The sequence below is a fragment of the uncultured Dokdonia sp. genome (genome assembly GCF_947492535.1).
In the GTDB taxonomy this organism is placed as follows: Bacteria; Bacteroidota; Bacteroidia; order Flavobacteriales; family Flavobacteriaceae; genus Dokdonia.
The window spans coordinates 68,317-88,363 of sequence record NZ_CANLNH010000019.1 but is presented as its reverse complement, the minus strand read 5'-3'; the positions used below and the strand labels follow the sequence as shown (position 1 = coordinate 88,363).

Genomic DNA, 20,047 nt, shown 5'->3' with positions numbered 1-20,047 from the left:
CCCTATGGTCGTGAATCTCGCAAGCTCGATTTATCGCTTTGCTCTCCCTATGGTCGTGAATCTCGCAAGCTCGATTTATCGCTTTGCTCTCCCTATGGTCGTGAATCTCGCAAGCTCGATTTCGCGAAAGCGTATACTACAAGATATCATAGGGGAGAGGCTCTCTTTCATAGAGAGAGAAATGGATTGAGTCTTAGTATCTATGTTTTTAACTAAAGAGAAAAACCCCGTAAAACAAATGCTTTACGAGGTTTCCCAAAACTAACCAACCAAAAATCTATTATCTTTTACCTCCTCTAGCGCCTACGCTGTTACGGTTTCTTTTTCTTCCGTAATATGGATCATTATTATAATCATAATTTGTTCCATAATGATCATTATATATCACATGTCCTTCTGTGTGTGCAATCTCTCCATAACGGTTATAGAATATTCTTAAATTACCTACACGTACTAATCTGCCGTTTCTATATCGTAATGTGACATTTCCAATCTGATTTACATCACAGTTACGGTTGTAATAAATGTAATTACGTCCTACTTTAGTGACATTGCCATAATAATCATAAGAAACATAGCCACTTCTACGATTGTTATAGGTTGTGCCTGGTGCATTATGTCCTCGTCTTCCATGATGTTGAGGATTTAAAAACTTAAAATCAAATTCTCCATTTGGAAAAACAATAAACTTCACACCACGTTGTACAAATTTGATTTTTTGTGGCACATTGTAACGTATCCCTGTTGTGTTTGCGTGATCGAGATTCGTCACTTCATTTGCTTGAGCAGTCATTCCTCCTAGAAATAAAACTACTAATACGACTAACTTTTTCATATATAAAAATATTAGGGTTTGCATACTATGTGTACTTCAATTCTCATTATAATAACTCGTTCATTTTTGCTTTTTTATTCTTACTCATCTTTTTTATAGCGATGCTATATAAAAGAATCGTTGCGTCAAAAAATCTAAAAGCAACTTCGTTATTAAAAACGATCTCCAAAATACACCTAGTATTACGTTACCGACTCTCGGCGTACGTTTCTTGAGTAGTATAAACCAAGGAGCGTGCCAAAGTTTTAAATGTTTAATAATGAAATGTTTATATATTTTATTTATAAGTGTTTAAAAGTTGTTCTCAATCTAAATTCAATTATTTCTTCTAAAAACATTCCCTTTACTGGATAAGCAAATTGACCATCTATTTCATAATAACCACCCCGAACACCAACATTATTACTATTGTATTTTTCGCTTTTAGGAAATTCTATTTCAAAAGTTTCTAGTTCATTGGCGATAGGTAAGTAGCTATTTCCTAAGAACTTTGGGTAACTATAGTACTGACCTTTCGAATTTAAAAACAATGACTCGAATTGATATTTTTGATGGTAATAATTTCCATTTTCATCTTTTGATAGATATAATAACACTTGATCATATTTTTCAAATCCAGGCCTTCCGTAATGATCATATGCTTTAAATTCAATGGTATCAGTTTCGATTTTATTAAATACATTTTTTTCAATAAGGTATTTGCAACGAAAACCACTGTCCATTACATAACTTTGATATTGAATAGTATCTTTAGTTATAGAATCAATTTTTAGTTTTATTCTTATTGGGTTATTAGGATCAAATTCAGTTACAGAAATTTTTCGACCAATAAATGCATACAGATTTTTTGAGTTATCTATTCTTAATGGTTCTTGCTTTAAATTATTAACCACTGATTTACATGATGTTAAGCAGGTTAGTGCTAAGACTATTAAAATCGTACGGATCATTTTTTTATACTTATGAATTATTACGTCTTGCTTCTGGGTATCTTATTTGTTTTTGTGTCATTGTTTTTATAGAAATTCACATTTTTATTAATTACGGTAAAACCATAACTTGTTGGCATTCAGTTATTTTTGTTATCTTAGAGGTATTATTAACCATAAAATTATGATCATGTTAAAGAAAATTTCAAGTTTAGGAACTTCCCTAAACAAAACAGAGCAAAAACGTATAGAAGGAGGAATTAGACTTATAAGAGTTATAGTTTGTACAGAAAACACGAATGGTCTGGATTGCGGACCACCACATTGTCCTGGCGTATGTACAACGGGTCCTAGTGGTGATCCTTTTTGTCTTCCTTACTAGTATATTGTGTGCTTAGTATAATAAGAAGGAGAAGTTCTCATGGGATTTCTCCTTTTTGCTTTATGATCGTTCTATTTTTTAAGATTATAAATTAATCTGCTTTGACTTTGGGTATCGTAATTCGTATGAAAATTGTTTTTCCTGAGCACTATTTGACGGCATCGTAAGTGTCCATTTTAGTAATCCTGTCTCTTTATCATATTTAGCATCTCCTGTTTCAATATCATCTACTTTGATTTCTTTGTTTTGAGATATAGGAACTCTGTCTACTAATTTTAAATTGATATTCGTATTCTTGTTGTTCTTAATTTTAATTTGGTAGGTATTATCTATAATGCGTTGCGAACCGATAAATGAGGTAGCTTTAAAATTATCTAGTTGTTCACGTTCTATAATAACACTTGGGTCTACACCCAATGAAATAGTGAGTTCTTCGGTAGTAGCCAGAGGGTCAATAAATGTTTTTCCAGAGAAGCTTCCTTCAAAGTAAATATTGGCTTCTCCAGGCAACAAACTATATCGCGACCAATTTTTAATATTTGCTGTGAGGAATACATTTTCATTGAGTATAGGGGCTGCAAAATGCTCATACGTAGTTGGGATATCAAATGCATCTACTTCTATAACGGTGACATCCCCATCTGAAGCAATGGTATACTTCTTTTTAATTTCAAATCTTGTAGTGGTAAGCCCTTCTAATTTAAGATCGCCTGTAGCCGTTTGATTTGCAGGGATGCCCAGAGCTTTACCTTGAAGTATTCTTTCTATATCTTCATTAGAAATATTACTAGTAGAACCATTTAACGAACTTACTCCCCTTATTTGAATATGTTGTGATTCTTTTTTAGCTCCATATCCAGTCACTACTACTTCATCTAAGCTACTATCTGCATCCAGACTTACATTCATTGTACTCGCATGAATGGGAAGTTCTTTAGATTGAAAACCTACATACGAATAGACGAGTTCTTTCCCATTAGGAACATCAATTGTATAACGACCATCAAAATCTGTTTGTGTTCCTACACTAGTTCCTTTTATAAGTACATTTACTCCTGGAATGGGCCCATTTTCATCAGAGATGATGCCCGTTACGCGTTTGATGTTCGGATTGTATTTATAACTATACTTTTTTGTTTTTCTACTGTTGTTTCGATAGTAGTTATTTACAAATTGTAAGTACTTTGTATTGATTTCTGGTTTTACATTGTTGGTATTAGGGTCTCCAGAAGAGATAATCAATGATACATCTTCCCAAGAGGTTCCTGTATTTTGATATACATGTGCTTTGTACGAAAGTGCTAAGGGAGATGTTATGGTTTCTGCTTTTAAATCATACATAGGATACCAACCTGCATTCTTAACATTGTACGTTAATTTTAAAGCTAACGTTGTTGATATATCACTGTTGATTTTTAAAGTGATTTTACCAGTGCTTTCTTCTTCCGTAACATTGAGTTCATTAAACTGTTTGGTTATGTCTTTGCTTTTGTCTTGAAGTTCTTTCTTTTTGATTTCTGCGGTGAGAATTTCATCTTTAATTGCAGTAATACGTTCTCTATAGTACTTGGCAAGCATCTTTACTTTCTCAATATCTACTTCTTTTGTTTCACTCCCTAATCGTTGATTTAACCCAATAACTTCTTCCTCTTTTTTTAATCCTGACATGAGATTATTGAGTTTATGTATTTGATATTCTATTTCTTTCTTTTCTTTCTGTAATGCTTCTACAGCTTCTGTATTTTTCTGTTTCGTTAGAAAATCAATACCATAGTTTATGGATAAGACAGAAGCTTTTTCAAGTCCAGCAACCTGGATGCTGTTTTCATCTATGGTATTTGAAAGGTCTTTAAAAACTAAGGTTGTTGTGCCTGCTTTTATAAAGGTGTTACTCGTACGCTCTACTTGTGCTCCGTTTAGATACACGGTTACTTGAGAGATCTCTGAAGAGATTGCGTTTTCTGTTGTTGTTTCTTCTATGCAAACCAATTTGTTGGGTTCATTATACGCTTTCGCGAAAGCGTATATAAAAAGCATAAAAACTAGGAGTGTTATTCTTTTCATGGTTTCTTGATTTGATATCAAAACTAGGTGCTTGATACCTTTTTCAAAACCAATAATGAGGGAAGTGGTGTTTTTAATGCGCCAAATAGTCTATTGGAATAGGGATGGGGTTTTTTAAAAGAATTTTTGGAGATTTCTGTCGGAGTTTATACTGAGCGTAGCCGAAGTACGGAAATATAGTTAACCTAAGAACTTCGCTTTTAATTCTGGAGTTGGAATCATACAAGACTCCTTTTTTCCATACCATTTGTAGCGATTACGCGCAATAAAATCGTACACTATATTTCTAAGAAAAGGTGGGATAATTAAAAAAGCAGCTAGTAATGGATATCCACCAGAGAGTTTTCTTGCTATATGAAGTGCCGCCGAGGATTTCGTATACGCTTTGTCTTGATCTACAAGAATGATAGAATCTACCTTTTCAGAATCAATTTGATGTTTGTCCATCAATGATTTCCCTAAATCACTTTGTAGAGGTGCATATCGAAACAGATCTTTTGGATCATGCTTGATGACAAAAGTGATAGAGCTATTGCAAAGGTTGCAAACACCATCAAATAAGATTATTTTTTTGTCTTTAGGTACTTCCATCTCATTCCCGCGAAGGCGGGAATCTCACCCCGAAACTTCACATATTTTCTGTGAAGGCGGGAATCTCATCCCAGAACTTCACTTATTATTAATTGCTATTACAAAGATACTACCCGTGTGATAGAGTTATTCTAAAATCTTGTTAAGCTTCTGTATGCGCTTTCGCGAAAGCGTATTTATAAAGGATCATATTGTGTATGCGATACTTCGACAAGCCCAATGTGATATTTATTAATTTACTTCTTCTTAGCTTGTACCAATTCCAATTGATCTACAGACACTTTTGTGGTAAACATGCCGTAATCTACCGTTGCTTTTCCTTTTTCGATGAGATCAATCACACCCACCGCTTTTCCATCATGCATGCGTACACGATCACCTACTTTCAAGATCGGTTTCGGTTTTTCTACTTTAGGAGCTACGATTTTGGCTTCTTTTTTCTTTTTTCGAATAACTGCTACTTTCTTTTCGACTTCTTGTTTTACTTGCTGCTCTTTTTGTTTTTGAGCTTTTGCTGCTTTAGCCGATTGTTTCTTACGTTTAGAGTTTTCTATCTGAACAATTTTCATGAGTTCAGCTACGAGTTCACGTTTCTTCTTATCACGATAAAACTTCTCACTCACGGTATCTAACTTCTGACCCAAATAGATAAGACGCTGATTGCTGTCATAGAGTTCTTGATAGTTCTCTAATTTTGATTGCACCTTTGCATTGATCTCTTGCAGCTTTTGATCTTGTTGTATCGCTTTTTGTTCCTTTTCTTTAAGTGTAGAGGTTGTTTTAGCGAGTTTACTGCGTTCTTTTTGAAGATTAGCAATACTCTTATCAAAACGTATTTTGCCACGTTCTACCTTCTTCTTAGAGCGATTAATAAGCGAATAAGGAATGCCGTTTTTTTGAGCGACTTCAAAGGTGAAGGAACTTCCTGCTTCTCCTAGATGTAATTTAAACAGCGGTTCTAATGTTCTAGCGTCAAAAAGCATATTTGCATTGACAATTTCTTTGGTTTCATTAGCCATCATTTTAAGATTGGCGTAATGGGTCGTAATTATTCCATAGCTTTCACGCTCATGGAATACTTCTAAGAAGGTTTCTGCTAGTGCGCCTCCTAATTCTGGATCTGATCCTGTACCAAATTCATCAATGAGAAAGAGTGTATACTTATCACATTTCTTAAGAAAGTAATTCATATTCTTAAGACGATAACTATAGGTACTTAAATGGTTTTCGATACTTTGATTATCACCTATATCTGTAAGAACTCTATTAAAAAGACACATTCTAGAATACTCATGTACAGGTACTAGCATCCCACTTTGCAGCATGATCTGTAGTAAGCCTACAGTTTTTAGGGTAATACTTTTTCCTCCTGCATTAGGTCCAGAAATCACAATAATGCGACTATCTCTATCAAGTCGAATATCTTGCGGAAAGGTTTTTTCTCCTTTAGCTGTATTACTTAAATAGAGCAGTGGGTGATATGCATCTTTAAGTGTGATTTCTCTATCTTTTGTAATGGTAGGTAAAACAGCGTTCAGTTTTTCTGCATATTTTGCTTTGGCCGCAATGACATCTATAGTACTTAGTAGTTCTTGATATTCAGAAAGTAATGAGATATAAGGACGTACCGTATCACTCAGGGCTTTTAAGATACGCTTGATTTCTTCATCTTCTTCAAAGAGTAAATTATTGAGTTCTCTTTGTGCTTGTAATGTAGCTTCAGGTTGTATATACACAATACTTCCTGTCTTAGAGCTTCCCATGATAGCACCTTTGACTTTACGCCTATGCATTGCTGTAACAGCCAAAACACGCACATTTTCAACTACAGATTCTCTAATATCATCTAGATATCCATAGCCTTGGTATTGACCTAAGGCAGAGGCAAAACTAGAATTAATTCGTCCTTTTACCTGATTGATACTCCTACGCGTTGTACGTAAAAGGGGAGAGGCATCATCTCTTAATTCTCCGTATTTATCAAATACTGCATTGACAGCATCTATAATCACAGTAGTATATTCTGTATTAACTACTGTTTTATGAAGTGTAGGATATTTTTCTTGGTATTTATTAAAGAATGCTAATTGAATATTAACCGTCTCAGAAATGCTTGAGAGTTTTTTAAAACTCCCTCTTTCTAAAACGCTGTCTTCGATGTCTAGAAATTTGATTTCACGATCTATGGGGTCATATCCATGATTTGGAATCACCGTTTCATGAAATTTTGACGAGACATATTCATTGGTTTGATGCAATCCAAAAAGAACATCTTTTGAGGATGCATACGGAACAATGGCAAGTGCTTTTTCTTTTCCATGCTCAGTTACACAGCGCTCAGAGATATGCTCACAAACGGTATGAAATTCAAGATCTTTAAGTGTTTTTTGATGTATGTTTATCATCGTATAGGATGGTAATTACTAGTAAAGTTTTAATAATTACTATATATTCTTTTTCTTTATGTATTATTAGCTTATAGCTTTTATAGCGTCACAAAAGTACAGAATAAATGAATGTAAATATACCCCCTAGTTGGAAGGAACAACTTATAGAAGAATTTGATAAAGATTACTTTAAAAATTTAACTGCTTTTGTAAAAGAAGAATATACGTCGCATACCTGTTTTCCTAAGGAAAGTCAAATATTTAATGCTTTTGATCATTGTCCATTTGAAGATGTAAAAGTGGTTATTTTGGGACAAGACCCCTATCATGGAGTAGGACAAGCCAACGGACTTTGTTTTTCAGTACATGATCATATTGCGATGCCTCCTTCACTGATTAATATTTTTAAGGAGATAGAAACCGATCTTGGGATTCCATTTCCACAAACGGGTAATTTGGAACGTTGGGCTTCGCAAGGGATTTTATTATTAAATGCCACTTTAACTGTTCGCGCGCATGAGGCAGGATCACATCAACGTAAAGGGTGGGAAACATTTACGGATGCTGTGATAAGTACGCTTTCGCGAAAGCGTACACATCTCATTTTCCTTCTTTGGGGTGGATATGCTAAAAAGAAAGGTGCTAAGATAGATACCTCCAAACATCATGTACTCACCTCAGGACACCCGTCGCCATTAAGTGCTAATAGAGGATATTGGTTCGGGAATACCCATTTTAGTAAAACAAATGAATTGTTAGAATTTTTTGGGGAGAAAGAAATTATATGGTAATTTATTAAAGTAATACTTTTAATTGCTGTTCTACTTCATAGGCTGTAGGATTAATGGCTATAATTTCTCCTTTTTGGTTTATAAGAAAAATAGCCCCACCAACGCGTATTCCGTATTGTTGCCAAATGTTTTGAGCTCTATCTAACTCGACAAGATTGATCCATGGGTATTTGTCTCGTTTTAATGCTTTTTCTAATGCTTTTGTATTATCAAATTCTCCAGCAATACCAACTACTGTAAATCCTTTGTCTTTATACTTCTCATAAACTGGAATTAATTTTTTGCTTTTTGCAATACATGGCCCACACCATGATCCCCATAAATCTATAATAGCAACTTTATCTTTTATAAGAGTAGAGATTCTTTTTTCTTCACCTTCAATTGTAGGTGCTGTAATATCAATGAATGTGTTTCCTATTTGTATATTTTGTTTTCCATTAATTATCGTTTCAATTTTAGCGGTATATGGATGATTAGGATACTTTGTTTTTAGACTTTCAAATGTTTGAAAAACATCCCTATAGTTAAGTCTATTTTCATCATAAATGACACTTTCAAAAAGCAGAAAATATGCTAATATATCTTTACGTTTATTGATATATTGGTATTTGGACTCTAATGCTATCTTTTGTATAGAATCAATAGCATTTTGAATAGGTGTTGCTGTGGTACTATAATATTGGTTTACTTTTTTAAGCGAATCTAATAATGTGTAATAATATTTTTTTTCTAAAAAATCTGTAGTGGTTTCTTGTTTTTGTTTTAAATCATAATATGCTTTGGTACCATAGGTTTTATTCTGTTGCATTTTATTAAGACTATCATAATAGCTATTTGACACATCCCAAAATTCTTCTTTTTGCTGTTTAGAAAATACCTTATAATCATTATTTAAAGTAGATCCTTTTACAATATTTGAGTCAAAATTTTCTTCATTATGAATGGTAAGTTCTGTTACTCCGGGTTCTACAAAAACGTTTAAATATCTACCTCCGCCATTATTTACCGTTTCATCCATCATAAGTATATATCCTTGTGATGAATTGATTTTTAATTCATACTCAAATTGATGGTTTGTCACAGGAATTTGTATTCCTTTATCAAAAGTAAAATCTTGTTCAGGGGTAAACAAATGTAGTAGTTTGGTATCTGTATTTACCGTGGTTCCTTTTACAATAAACTGAGTTGTCTCTGGTTGTTTTTCTTGACAACTATATACGGAACAAATGAACAATAGTATGCAAGAAAATTTAAAAATAGACTTTACCATATTATACCAATTTCGATAATGAAAATTAGGTAAAATAGGTTGCATAAAAAAATGACGCCGAAAATTTGAATTAAGCTTCAGCGCCATTTAGTATCGTGTTATATATAAAATTCTAAACTTACTCTTCGTCGGGTTCGGTTTCAACTGACTTATTACAACTGAATTGAAGGAGTAGAAAATTTACTACTACTAAAATACCGATTACTATAAAAAATGTACTCATAGCCCCAAATTAATTAATTATACTCTATAGATGCATAAGTTTATAAATGGTTGCGTTTAAAGTTAAAAAAAATACAAATTATTATAAATTAATATAAAATTCAGATGTATCTAATTCTTTTTCAATCATTTGTAATTCTAATAATTTTGATTGAATAAAATTTATTTCATCTGAAGTAATCTGTTTTTGTGACCATACAGTTCCCGACAACCATTTTTGAATATCTTCTAGCTTTTGCTCATAACGATGCGCAAGCATATGATCTATAGACGGAATATTTTTAAAATCATACGTTACACTATTAATTATTTTTAGAACGCTCTTTATTTCTTCGCTTTTTGCGGTTATTGCTTCTGGGTTTCCTGCAATCACAAAACAACTCCAAGGTGTTGGAAAATCCCCTAGTCTTCTAAAAATACCGGCATCTACTATAGGTTTGGTTGTAAAATGTTCCCACATAAAATAATCAGCCTTTCCTTCAGTAAGTGCTTCGACAGCATTTTCTAGTGTATTTACTACTTCAAATTCTAATTTTGATGTATCCCAACCTCGCTGTTTTGCTTGTACATGTGCCATCACATGTGATCCAGATCCATAACGGCTTATTGCTGCTTTTGCATATTGTAGCTCGTCTATAACGTTAAAAGGACTATTGTGAGGTACATGAACTCCCCATAATAGAGGGGAAGAAACATATAATTGTAAAATCTTTGATGGATTTCCGTTAGCAATATCCTTTATAACACCACCAGTAAGGATTACTGCAAGATCTATTTCTTTTGCGCGGAGTGCTTTATTCATAGCACCAGTACCTTCTGGAAAATCAATCCATTCTACAAATACTCCCGCTTTTTCAAATAATCCATCTTCTAAGGCTAAGTGCCATGGGAGGTTAAAATGTTCAGGAACGCCTCCTATTTTTATCTTCTTCATGTATGAGTGTAATCTGATGTAAAATTAAGGAAATCTGTTTACATAGTCGCGATACGATCTAGTGTATATTGGATTAAATCACCTACAGTTTTACTAGGTTGGTCACTAAAAACACCTGTAGCACGATTTGCTAAAATGGCATTTAAAGAAATGGCCCTATGTCCTAGTAGTTTTGCAAGACCATAAATACCAGCTGTTTCCATTTCTAGGTTGGTAATTCTGCTTTCGCGAAAGCGGAATTCTCCTAACTTTTGATTCATTGAAGGATCAGAGGTTTGTAATCGAAGCACTCTGCCTTGAGGACCATAAAAACCAATATTAGTTGCTGTAAGTCCTTTTATAACTTGATCTGACAGGAAATGAGCAGCAAGATCACGATCGCAAGGTACCACATACGGTTCGCTCTTTTGCGAAGACCAATTCATATACGTAACAAATGCTTTTTGCATCTCTGGATGTTGGATATGGGCACTATCATAAAAATGTAATAAGGCATCAAGCCCTATCGCCCTATCACTTAAAAGAAAACTATCTACTGCTATATCTTCTTGTATAGCGCCACTTGTTCCAATCCGAATAATATCTAGTGCGGTATGTGTGTCTTTTACTTTTTTTGTTTCTAAATCAATATTAACCAGTGCATCTAATTCATTAAATACGATGTCAATATTATCAGTACCTATTCCTGTTGAGATAACGGTAATTGCTTTTCCTTTATACGTTCCTGTCGTTGTTTTAAATTCTCTACGTTGTACAGAATGCGTAATCGTATCAAAATGTGACGTCACTGTATCTACCCGATCTGGATCGCCTACGGTGATAATCGTTGATGCTATATGCTCAGGACGCAGATGTAAATGGTAGATACTACCATCAGGATTTAAAATCAGTTCAGATGCGGCTATTGTCATAAAATACGATTAGACTTTAGTAATTTGATGTGAATCTTTATTGTAAGTGTATGCATATTTAGAAACACCTCCAAAATAGCATTGTTTATGCTTGCCAGGAGCTTCTAGATGATCTCCTTTTAAAGCATGTTCTCCTTTTTGATTTATAACTAAAATATCATCTTGTTGTTCATAGTAGGAGTGAAGCCTTTTAATCATTTTTGATATTTGCATATCTCCATATCCATAATACCCTTGATAGTTAAGAACATACCCACATAATTGACGTTCTGATGTGATTTGGTGTTTTTTAATCAATTTTAAAATATGAGATTCTAAGGTGTTTAACCCAGAGTGTTCTTCTGGAAAACGCTTTTTATGAGCACTTAAACAATTCGATAAATAAATAAAACTACTATCTGTAGCAATGATAGGTTGTAACTGAGTGTGATCGTCGCTACAATAACGCTTCCAGATCGTATCTGATAAGATAAGATCATTTCTAGTTAACAGTATTTTGTTTTTGTAATGATCGAGTAGTTGGTCCTGTGTAATTTCAGACAGCCCTTTTAATTCTTTTTCACCCGTAATGCGACCACTACATACAAGGTATATAGGTAGTTTACAATTTAATTGTACGAGATAACTTATGCACGCTATCATATTGATATGGCAAAAGAGATCATATTCAAACCATAAAACAAGCTCATCATATGCCTGGAAATTGTTTATGATTTCCAACTGACTTATGAATTTGCTTTCATAATCATTGGTTTTTATATCGTAATCTGTTTCTAAAAATGCTCGACGCGCATTTATAAAATGTTCATCTCCTATTTTATAAGTCGTTTTTCCTTCACATAACATCTCTCTCCACACAGCGAAGTCTCCGTCTATTTGAAGTTTTAGTAACCAATCATTGAGACTATCACCATTTGTAATATGAAGTGTTTTAGTAGACAATATTTATTTTTTTATAATCTTTTTTGTCGTTGGAAGAATATGTTTTTATTACTAGAGACTAGAGACTAGAGACTAGAGACTAAAGACTACCCACCCACACGCTTTACTTTAAAGCCTTTGTCTTTAAGAAAAGTCATGATTTTATCACGATAATCTCCTTGTATAATAATTTGATCATTTTTAAAACTACCTCCTACACTCAGCATCTTTTTAATCTCTTTTGCTAGGAGTTTAAAATCACTATCAGCACCTGTATAGCCTTCTATAATAGTGATAGGTTTCCCTTTACGTTTCTCATATTTACATATAAGTGGGTCGTCTTGCATCCATAAAGAGTTTTCTGCTTCTTCTTGAACTTCTGGCTCTGAAGGTGTATGATCAGGAAACAGGTTTTTAAGTTGATCTTGTAAATCCATTGTTTTAATTAATTAGATATCTATTCTTCCTATTTGCGATTCTATTTAATATAGTTATTTGTTCTTTAGAAAATAAGTTGCTTTTATACCTTCGTTTAGAGCGATCATACGTCATAAATAAATAGTATTCTGTCAATCCGAAAGCACTACCCATACATCCTGTTTCTATATACACGAGCTTTTTATAATCTTCACTATTTACGATATAGTCAAAGATATTAGGATGTTTTTTTTGTAATAAAGCTTCAAAGGCAATTGCTCTTACTGCACTATTGTCATACTCTATGAGTCTTTCCAATTCTGCAGTGGTAGCATTGTTGATCAACCAACTTTGAGGCTCCCACAAATATGATTCTGATGTCTTACCTAAATAGCTTATGAATTTAGAATCAATTCCATTCCTTTTTTCAATAGACAGTACTGTATTTTTAGTTTCAGGTCTTATTTCTGACCAATCAAAACGATATACAGGTTTTTCAAACTCATTATAATAGACAAAACTTGAAAAGAGTACTATAATGAGTACACTAGAGAAGAAGTAATATGTCGCGTTATTATTAATACGTATTAAGTTACAAATTATTCTTTAATCAACCCAATTTCTACAAGGCGTTGGTGTAAAAAATCTCCAGCGGTAATATCATCAAATGCTTTTGGATGCTCTTCAGAAACACAGGTATCTAAACAGTTTAATTTCATATCACTACGCGGATGCATAAAAAACGGAATAGAGTATCTAGGTGTATCCCATTGCTCTTTTGGTGGGTTTACAACTCTGTGTATCGTAGAACGCAATTTATTGTTGGTATGACGTTCTAGCATATCTCCTACATTAATTACGAGTTCATCTTCATTTGGAATGGCATCAATCCATTCTCCATCTTTACGTAACACTTGTAATCCGCCAGCAGAAGCTCCCATCAAAAGGGTGATTAAATTGATGTCACCATGGGCTCCAGCACGTACTGCACCTTTAGGTTCTTCTGTAATAGGGGGGTAGTGTATCGGACGTAAAATACTATTCCCATTACTTGCCCAATGATCAAAATAATGTTCGTCTAATCCTATGTAAAGCGATAAAGCTCTTAGTACGTAGATACCTGTTTTTTCAAGCATACGATAGGCCTCCATGCCTGTTGGGTTAAAATTAGGAAGCTCATTTACAATGACATTATCTGGATATTCTTCGGCAAGATTGGCATCGGCAGAGGGTTCTTGGCCAAAATGCCAGAACTCTTTTAAATCGCCTTCTTTTTTTCCTTTTGCGTGTTCTTTTCCAAACGAAATATAGCCTCTTTGACCAGCAAGTCCTTCAATTTTGTACTTTAATTTTTCTTCTACAGGAAGTGCAAAAAAACTTTTAACTTCTTTATATAAGTTATCTACAAGGGCATCGTCTAGAAAATGATTCTTTAATGAAACAAAGCCTATTTCTTCATAGGCTGTCCCTATTTCTTGAACAAACTTTTTTTTTCTTTTGGGATCGTCACTTAAAAAATCTGCGAGATCTACACTTGGGATATTATTCATTTTTATAGTCTTAATAGGTGTTAAGCAAAGATACAAATTTTAGTGTGCGTGTATACGCTTTCGCGAAAGCGTATATCATAAAAATACCACTAGATTAATTTTTAAATAAATCCGTTTCTGTTGTTACTTATTTTTCTACATTTGATTTGATCTTACATATCTAAAAATGGCAACAAAAACTGCACCTAAAGTTCATTTTGATTACGACCGTGAATCATTCACTGATGACATGCTTTTGCAATTGTATAGAGCAATGCTTACACCTCGTTTAATAGAAGAGAAAATGCTTATTCTGTTAAGGCAAGGTAAAATTTCCAAATGGTTTGCTGGTATTGGACAGGAAGCTATTTCTGTAGGTGTTACTACCGCAATGCGTCCAGAGGAATATATACTACCTATGCACCGTAATCTAGGTGTTTTTACAACACGTGAGATTCCTTTATACCGTCTTTTTGCACAATGGCAAGGAAAAGCAAGTGGTTTTACTAAAGGACGTGATCGTAGTTTTCATTTTGGAACACAAGAGTATAATATCGTGGGAATGATCTCTCATTTAGGACCACAATTAGGCGTCGCAGATGGGATTGCGCTTGCACATAAATTACGAAAAGAAAAAGCAGTAACAGCTGTTTTTACAGGAGAAGGAGGAACCAGTGAAGGTGATTTTCACGAAGCATTGAATGTTGCTTCCGTATGGCAATTACCCGTATTGTTTTGTATTGAAAATAATGGCTACGGACTTTCTACGCCTACTAGTGAACAATATAATTGTGAAAATTTAGCCGATAGAGCTATAGGATATGGCATGGAAAGTCATATCATAGATGGCAATAATATTTTAGAAGTATATACGACCGTACAGAAACTTGCTGAAGATATCCGAAAGAATCCAAGACCTGTATTACTAGAGTTTAAAACATTTAGAATGCGAGGTCATGAGGAAGCTAGCGGAACGAAATATGTGCCTAAAGAACTTATGGAAACTTGGGCTAAAAAAGATCCTATAGAGAACTATAAAAAGTACTTAGTAGGACTTGGACTTCTTACGGAAGAAATGCACGAAACGATGGCTTCTGAAATAAAAGAAGAGATTGTTAAAAACCTTGATATCGCATATAACGAAGAGGCGATAATTCCTGATTTAGAAACAGAACTTATAGATGTATATGCTCCTTTTACATATACAGAAACCAAACCTAGTACATCGACAGAAGAACAACGTTTGATAGATGCCATTTCTCAGGGGCTTAAGCAATCTATGGAACGTAATGATGATACCATAATTATGGGGCAAGATATTGCTGAATATGGCGGTGTATTTAAAATTACAGATGGTTTTGTAGAAGCGTTTGGAAGAGAACGTGTGCGTAACACGCCTATCTGTGAAAGTGCTATTGTAGAGGCTGCTATGGGACTTGCTATTAATGGTAAGAAAGCAATCATGGAAATGCAATTTGCAGATTTTGCAACTTCTGGATTTAATCCTATTGTAAATTATCTCGCAAAATCACATTACCGTTGGTCACAAGCTGCAGATGTGGTTGTGCGTATGCCTTGTGGAGCAGGAGTTGGGGCAGGACCGTATCATTCTCAAACGAATGAGGCTTGGTTTACACATACACCGGGTCTTAAAGTGGTGTACCCTGCGTTTCCTTATGATGCAAAAGGCTTACTTGCTACGGCAATAGAAGATCCGAATCCAGTATTGTTTTTTGAACATAAAGCGTTATACAGAAGTATTCGTCAAGAAGTTCCTACCGATTATTACACATTACCTATCGGTAAAGCAGCAACGTTAAAAGAAGGAACCGATGTTACTATCGTAACCTATGGAGCAGGTGTTCACTGGGCGTTAGAAACACTTACGGATACTGTTGAGATTTCTGCAGATGTAATTGATTTAAGAACCCTTCAACCGCTAGATACAGAAGCTATTTTTACATCAGTTAAAAAAACAGGGAAAGTATTATTGCTTACAGAAGATTCAGGTTTTGGAAGTGTGATGTCTGATATTTCGGCATTAATTTCTGAAGAATGTTTCGAATTTTTAGATGCGCCTATATGTCGTGTGACGAGTTTAGACACCCCTGTTCCTTTCGCTGGACAACTGGAAGAACAATACCTTTCGCGAAAGCGTTTAAAAGATAGCTTAGAGAAGCTTATTGACTATTAATATAATATAACATTCAAACGTAGCAATTTACTTCTACGTTTGAATGTCATGTTTACTTTCTAGTAAGGAATACAACCCCAGCTAGTAGAGCATTCTCCTGGACATCCACAATGTCCTTGGTAATAACAACGAGCTCCATTTGGTCTTCCTGCGCAGTTTCCATTGCATCGTTTTGCAGCCCCATTGATTTCTTTTTGTTGCGCTTTGTCTAATGACATAACGCCTTTAAGATTCATTAGTTTTTTCATAATATAAAATTTAAGTTAGTATTCCTGACGATTTAAAGACATTCAGGTGTATGTCTATGCCTATGTTTTTTATAAGAGCGTAAAAAAGTTTTGGTTCTATATGTTTTAAGTGTATAGAGATTGAATAAAAAAAATAGGGATGAGGTGTCATAAATGTGTTGTAATAAAAACATTCAAGCTTAGATATAGTCATCTAAGTTTGAATGTTAGAAATACATTATGCTACCACGGAATACAATCACCGCTTATGCAATAGCCTGGACATCCGCAATGTCCTCCCATATGACATTGACTTCCATTAGGTCTTCCTGAACAATTACCGTTACATCGTCTTACAGGTCCGCCTCCATTTACTTCTTTTTGTTGAGCGCTGTCAATAGTCTTAGCTCCTTTAAGGTTCATTAGTTTTTTCATGATATAAAAAAATTAAGTTAGTATGCCTGATGATTTAAAGACACTCAGGTTTGTGTCTCGCTTTTATCTATGTGATAAAAGATGTTTTCTTTTTATTATCCGCAACTTGATAGTACAAATGCGGTACAGAAATTAAGTGAGTAAATCATCATTGAGATGCATAACACATGGGTTTTAATAGATTGCTATCCGCCTCCATTGATTTTTCGTTGTTGTGTTTTACTTAATGACTGTAGTTCCTTTAAGATTGATTAGTTTTTTCATGAGTTCTAAAAATAAGTTAGTGTTCTTGAGTATTTATAGATGCTCAAGCTTATGTATAGCTACACTATCTTAGATATAAAGTAAAAACTATGGTATATAAAATGGTTTGAGAATTTTATATCGTTATATAAAAAGACATCCAGAACTAGATCTAGTTCTGGATGTCTTTTGTCCTATAGAGGAACGCATCCGCCGCCTAGGCAAACTCCTGGACATAAGCAATGACCTCCATAGTAGCAACGTGATCCTTGAGGTCTTCCATAACAATTTGCACTGCATCCTGGTCTTCCTGCTCCATTTACTTCTTTTTGTTGAGCTTTGTCTAGTACTTCAGCTCCTTTAAGATTCTTTAATTTTTTCATGATAATAGAATATTAAGTTAATAATCCTGAGTTTTTAGAGACAGTCAGGTACCTGTCTATACGTTTGTTTTATAGGGATTAACAAAATAGTCTAGTGTAAGAATACAAGAGGTAGTATTCTTAAATTTATGTATGATTGTAGGTATACATATTAGAAACTGTATAACCTACTTTCTTTCTAGGGTAGTATAGATATGTCTACCTACCGTTTGGAACGCTGTTTAAAACTAAAAGATGTTTTCTCTTTCTGTGTGAGAGTACAATGAGAGTGTACTCCATGATGGTTTGTTAACTTCTTCACGATAATAAAAATATTAAGTTAATAATACTGAGTATTTAAAGACATTCAGGTACCTGTCTAAGCGTTTGTATTATAGGGATTAACAAAATATATTTTATTCAATATCTGGTTTGTGTTTTAAAATTAATATATGATTACTATTTATAGACGTTCAATCATCTGTCTTTCATTATATGTACGTTTAAGATGTCATCATTGGACTATCTATCACTTGATTTTCTTGTTGTTGTAATTCTACTAAGTCTTCTATGAATAACGGTAAATCGTTTCTATCGTATTCTCTAGGGAATTGATTTCCTTGTATATATAAAGCAGGTGTAAAATTAATATTGTTTTGAGTACACCACTCTTTTTGAGCATTTAAAACATCACTATAGTCAGCATCAAAAGCAGGTTGCTTTTTTAACCATTGTTTTAAATCTACATCACTTTGATATACTTCATGCATCATTTTGATACAAGCAAGTTCTCCTTCCGTATTATATGCATGTATTAAACGCGAAGTTATCTGAAATCCTTCACCTTCAGTATCTTCTACATTTACATTAAAGCGAATAATAACTTTAATATCATTACTTACTTGCTTTAGCACATTTTCTATATCGGTATGCGCTTGCTTACAATAAAAGCACAAAGGACTTGTCACTAATACTACTTCTAAGAGTGCATCTCTATTTCCAAGTACAATTTCTTTTGGCAATACAATATCATTAGTAATACTATCATTCTCTCCAAGCAGTGTATTAAATATAGAGAAGTTTCTTTTGAATTTATTACTTTCAATTTTTAATTTATCTAAAGCAACTTTCTTATGTAATAATGGCTTAACCATAAACCATATACCCATAATAATAACAAGGCTCAATACATAAATTCCAATTTCTTCTATTCCAACTGATAGAAATGCAGTACTGTTACCTGTTACAATAGCTGCTACTGCTTGAAGTATAAGTACAGAAGCGATACCTAGACACAATGGACACCATTTCTTTAAAACACTAGCTTGGTAGTATATAGAGTATAAGACAAAAGGGATTGCTAAAAATGATAAGGCCACTATAACTCCGTTAATAGGGATACTTCCTAATAGTGAAAAACAATACGTCAAAGTATACCCTGCAAAAGCAATAATACTTGCATCACTTAACGTTAATAATCCACCTATTTTTGCCCCTTTAGAGTTTAATACAGCATCACAACTCGTTTTTTCAGAAAGATTACAAATACTTGCTGTACTACTAGATTCTAGTCCTAATGAATGCCCTACAATAAGGACCCCTAGGATCAATCCAATAGTGCTTAAGAAGTAATGAATACCTTCAAATATAAATGACTTACTTAGTAAGGAAATACCAATACCTAATGCAATACTAATAAAAGCCCATTGCCATATCTTAGATGAACTCGCACCTTTTCCTTCTTTGATAGTTTCATCTTTTTCTACAGCCACTATAATACCATCCCAAATATCAAAAAAGGTATCATTAGATACTGTTTTAACTTGTTTATGATCCGTATAAATGTGAACATTAGCATCTTTTTTCTCAATCAATCCAAGATGCATTCCTTGATCTCCTTTTACATTTGCAATAAAAGTAGGAGGTAATTGATCTAGTGTATCTTTATCTGTAGGAACCTGTAGTGCAAGATTAGGCACGCCAAAATGCTTGAGTACTCCAGTTAATGCGTGTAAACTAGGATAGGATGGATGACTTAATAATTGAAGCTTTAACTCTTCTTTATTTAGTCTTATTTTATTTGTAACTAATAATTTATCAAGAATATTAAATAACTGATCCTGCATGTATGGTTATATATATGTATAGTGTTAATAATGAGTCTCTAATTTACATTTTATTTTATAAAAAAAAGTCTTTTTTTCTATTTTATCTATTGAAAAGCACAATTTTAAAGAATTATTTATCAAATAATTAACAAAAACAGCTTAAAACTACTAATTCAATATTAATAATTGATTATTAAATAGTTATGCTTTTTTTAGGCTTTCATTGTTATCTATACCTCAAATAGACTCCACAAATAAAAGATTCAACACTATTTGATTTTAATTGTAATTCATT

The 20,047-nt window shown here is 33.6% G+C and carries 20 protein-coding genes; 4 read left to right on the top strand and 16 right to left on the bottom strand.

Features of this window, described 5'->3' with window-relative positions; all coding sequences use genetic code 11:
* The coding region (locus Q1A60_RS19490) for a hypothetical protein (RefSeq protein ID WP_299768380.1) at positions 1–216 on the top strand (216 nt) is incomplete at its 5' end.
* Positions 217–280: 64 nt separating this feature from the next.
* Here Q1A60_RS19490 and Q1A60_RS19485 read toward each other — a convergent pair.
* Complete coding sequence (locus Q1A60_RS19485; protein WP_299768377.1) at positions 281–835, bottom strand: hypothetical protein; 555 nt, start codon at positions 833–835, stop codon at positions 281–283.
* A gap of 281 nt (positions 836–1,116) precedes the next feature.
* Entirely contained in the window at positions 1,117–1,785 is a 669-nt protein-coding gene (locus Q1A60_RS19480; protein ID WP_299768374.1) for a hypothetical protein, read from the bottom strand.
* 169 nt (positions 1,786–1,954) lie between these two features.
* Here Q1A60_RS19480 and Q1A60_RS19475 point away from each other — a divergent pair, with 169 nt between their 5' ends.
* The gene (locus Q1A60_RS19475; protein ID WP_299768371.1) at positions 1,955–2,146 is read left to right on the top strand and encodes a hypothetical protein; all 192 of its coding nucleotides are present in this window, start codon (positions 1,955–1,957) and stop codon (positions 2,144–2,146) included.
* A gap of 84 nt (positions 2,147–2,230) precedes the next feature.
* On the opposite strand, the gene Q1A60_RS19470 is transcribed toward Q1A60_RS19475, so the two are convergent.
* The 3 genes from Q1A60_RS19470 to Q1A60_RS19460 form a co-directional block, all read right to left on the bottom strand.
* Positions 2,231–4,210 (bottom strand): mucoidy inhibitor MuiA family protein, encoded by a 1,980-nt coding sequence (locus Q1A60_RS19470; RefSeq protein ID WP_299768368.1) that lies wholly within the window; start codon positions 4,208–4,210, stop codon positions 2,231–2,233.
* A 180-nt stretch (positions 4,211–4,390) separates the two neighbouring features.
* Positions 4,391–4,801, bottom strand: a complete 411-nt coding sequence (locus Q1A60_RS19465) for a thiol-disulfide oxidoreductase DCC family protein (protein ID WP_299768365.1) — start codon at positions 4,799–4,801, stop codon at positions 4,391–4,393.
* Between the two features lie 236 nt (positions 4,802–5,037).
* Positions 5,038–7,206 carry a DNA mismatch repair protein MutS gene (locus Q1A60_RS19460; RefSeq protein ID WP_299768362.1) on the bottom strand — a complete coding sequence of 723 codons (2,169 nt, stop codon included), beginning with the start codon at positions 7,204–7,206 and terminating at the stop codon, positions 5,038–5,040.
* A 107-nt stretch (positions 7,207–7,313) separates the two neighbouring features.
* On the opposite strand from Q1A60_RS19460, the gene ung reads away from it, so the two are divergent.
* On the top strand, positions 7,314–7,979 hold the full coding sequence (gene ung, locus Q1A60_RS19455; RefSeq protein WP_299768358.1) for a uracil-DNA glycosylase: 666 nt from the start codon (positions 7,314–7,316) through the stop codon (positions 7,977–7,979).
* 4 nt (positions 7,980–7,983) lie between these two features.
* On the opposite strand, the gene Q1A60_RS19450 is transcribed toward ung, so the two are convergent.
* From Q1A60_RS19450 to Q1A60_RS19420, 7 genes are all read right to left on the bottom strand, one after another.
* Positions 7,984–9,213 (bottom strand): TlpA disulfide reductase family protein, encoded by a 1,230-nt coding sequence (locus Q1A60_RS19450; protein ID WP_299768355.1) that lies wholly within the window; start codon positions 9,211–9,213, stop codon positions 7,984–7,986.
* A gap of 340 nt (positions 9,214–9,553) precedes the next feature.
* On the bottom strand, positions 9,554–10,405 hold the full coding sequence (locus tag Q1A60_RS19445; protein ID WP_299768352.1) for a substrate-binding domain-containing protein: 852 nt from the start codon (positions 10,403–10,405) through the stop codon (positions 9,554–9,556).
* Between the two features lie 38 nt (positions 10,406–10,443).
* Positions 10,444–11,316 (bottom strand): nucleoside phosphorylase, encoded by an 873-nt coding sequence (locus Q1A60_RS19440; protein ID WP_299768349.1) that lies wholly within the window; start codon positions 11,314–11,316, stop codon positions 10,444–10,446.
* A gap of 9 nt (positions 11,317–11,325) precedes the next feature.
* A complete protein-coding gene (locus Q1A60_RS19435) occupies positions 11,326–12,258 on the bottom strand; it encodes a DUF1835 domain-containing protein (RefSeq protein ID WP_299768346.1) in 933 nt (310 codons plus the stop codon).
* 86 nt (positions 12,259–12,344) lie between these two features.
* Positions 12,345–12,674 (bottom strand): translation initiation factor, encoded by a 330-nt coding sequence (locus Q1A60_RS19430; RefSeq protein WP_299768343.1) that lies wholly within the window; start codon positions 12,672–12,674, stop codon positions 12,345–12,347.
* A 4-nt stretch (positions 12,675–12,678) separates the two neighbouring features.
* The gene (locus Q1A60_RS19425) at positions 12,679–13,020 is read right to left on the bottom strand and encodes a hypothetical protein (RefSeq protein ID WP_299768340.1); all 342 of its coding nucleotides are present in this window, start codon (positions 13,018–13,020) and stop codon (positions 12,679–12,681) included.
* A gap of 233 nt (positions 13,021–13,253) precedes the next feature.
* Positions 13,254–14,204 (bottom strand): 2-oxoglutarate and iron-dependent oxygenase domain-containing protein, encoded by a 951-nt coding sequence (locus Q1A60_RS19420; protein ID WP_299768338.1) that lies wholly within the window; start codon positions 14,202–14,204, stop codon positions 13,254–13,256.
* Between the two features lie 166 nt (positions 14,205–14,370).
* Between Q1A60_RS19420 and Q1A60_RS19415 the strand changes: the two genes are divergently transcribed.
* Positions 14,371–16,377, top strand: coding sequence for a dehydrogenase E1 component subunit alpha/beta (locus Q1A60_RS19415; protein WP_299768335.1), 2,007 nt, complete (start codon positions 14,371–14,373; stop codon positions 16,375–16,377).
* A 59-nt stretch (positions 16,378–16,436) separates the two neighbouring features.
* Here the strand turns inward: Q1A60_RS19415 and Q1A60_RS19410 are convergent, their stop codons facing one another.
* The 4 genes from Q1A60_RS19410 to Q1A60_RS19395 all read right to left on the bottom strand — a co-directional run bounded on the left by Q1A60_RS19410 (position 16,437) and on the right by Q1A60_RS19395 (position 19,770).
* Positions 16,437–16,625, bottom strand: coding sequence for a hypothetical protein (locus Q1A60_RS19410; RefSeq protein WP_299768332.1), 189 nt, complete (start codon positions 16,623–16,625; stop codon positions 16,437–16,439).
* 222 nt (positions 16,626–16,847) lie between these two features.
* Positions 16,848–17,039, bottom strand: a complete 192-nt coding sequence (locus Q1A60_RS19405) for a hypothetical protein (RefSeq protein ID WP_299768329.1) — start codon at positions 17,037–17,039, stop codon at positions 16,848–16,850.
* A gap of 437 nt (positions 17,040–17,476) precedes the next feature.
* Complete coding sequence (locus Q1A60_RS19400; protein ID WP_299768326.1) at positions 17,477–17,665, bottom strand: hypothetical protein; 189 nt, start codon at positions 17,663–17,665, stop codon at positions 17,477–17,479.
* 482 nt (positions 17,666–18,147) lie between these two features.
* Positions 18,148–19,770, bottom strand: a complete 1,623-nt coding sequence (locus Q1A60_RS19395) for a vitamin K epoxide reductase family protein (protein WP_299768323.1) — start codon at positions 19,768–19,770, stop codon at positions 18,148–18,150.
* Between the last annotated feature and the right edge of the window lie 277 nt (positions 19,771–20,047).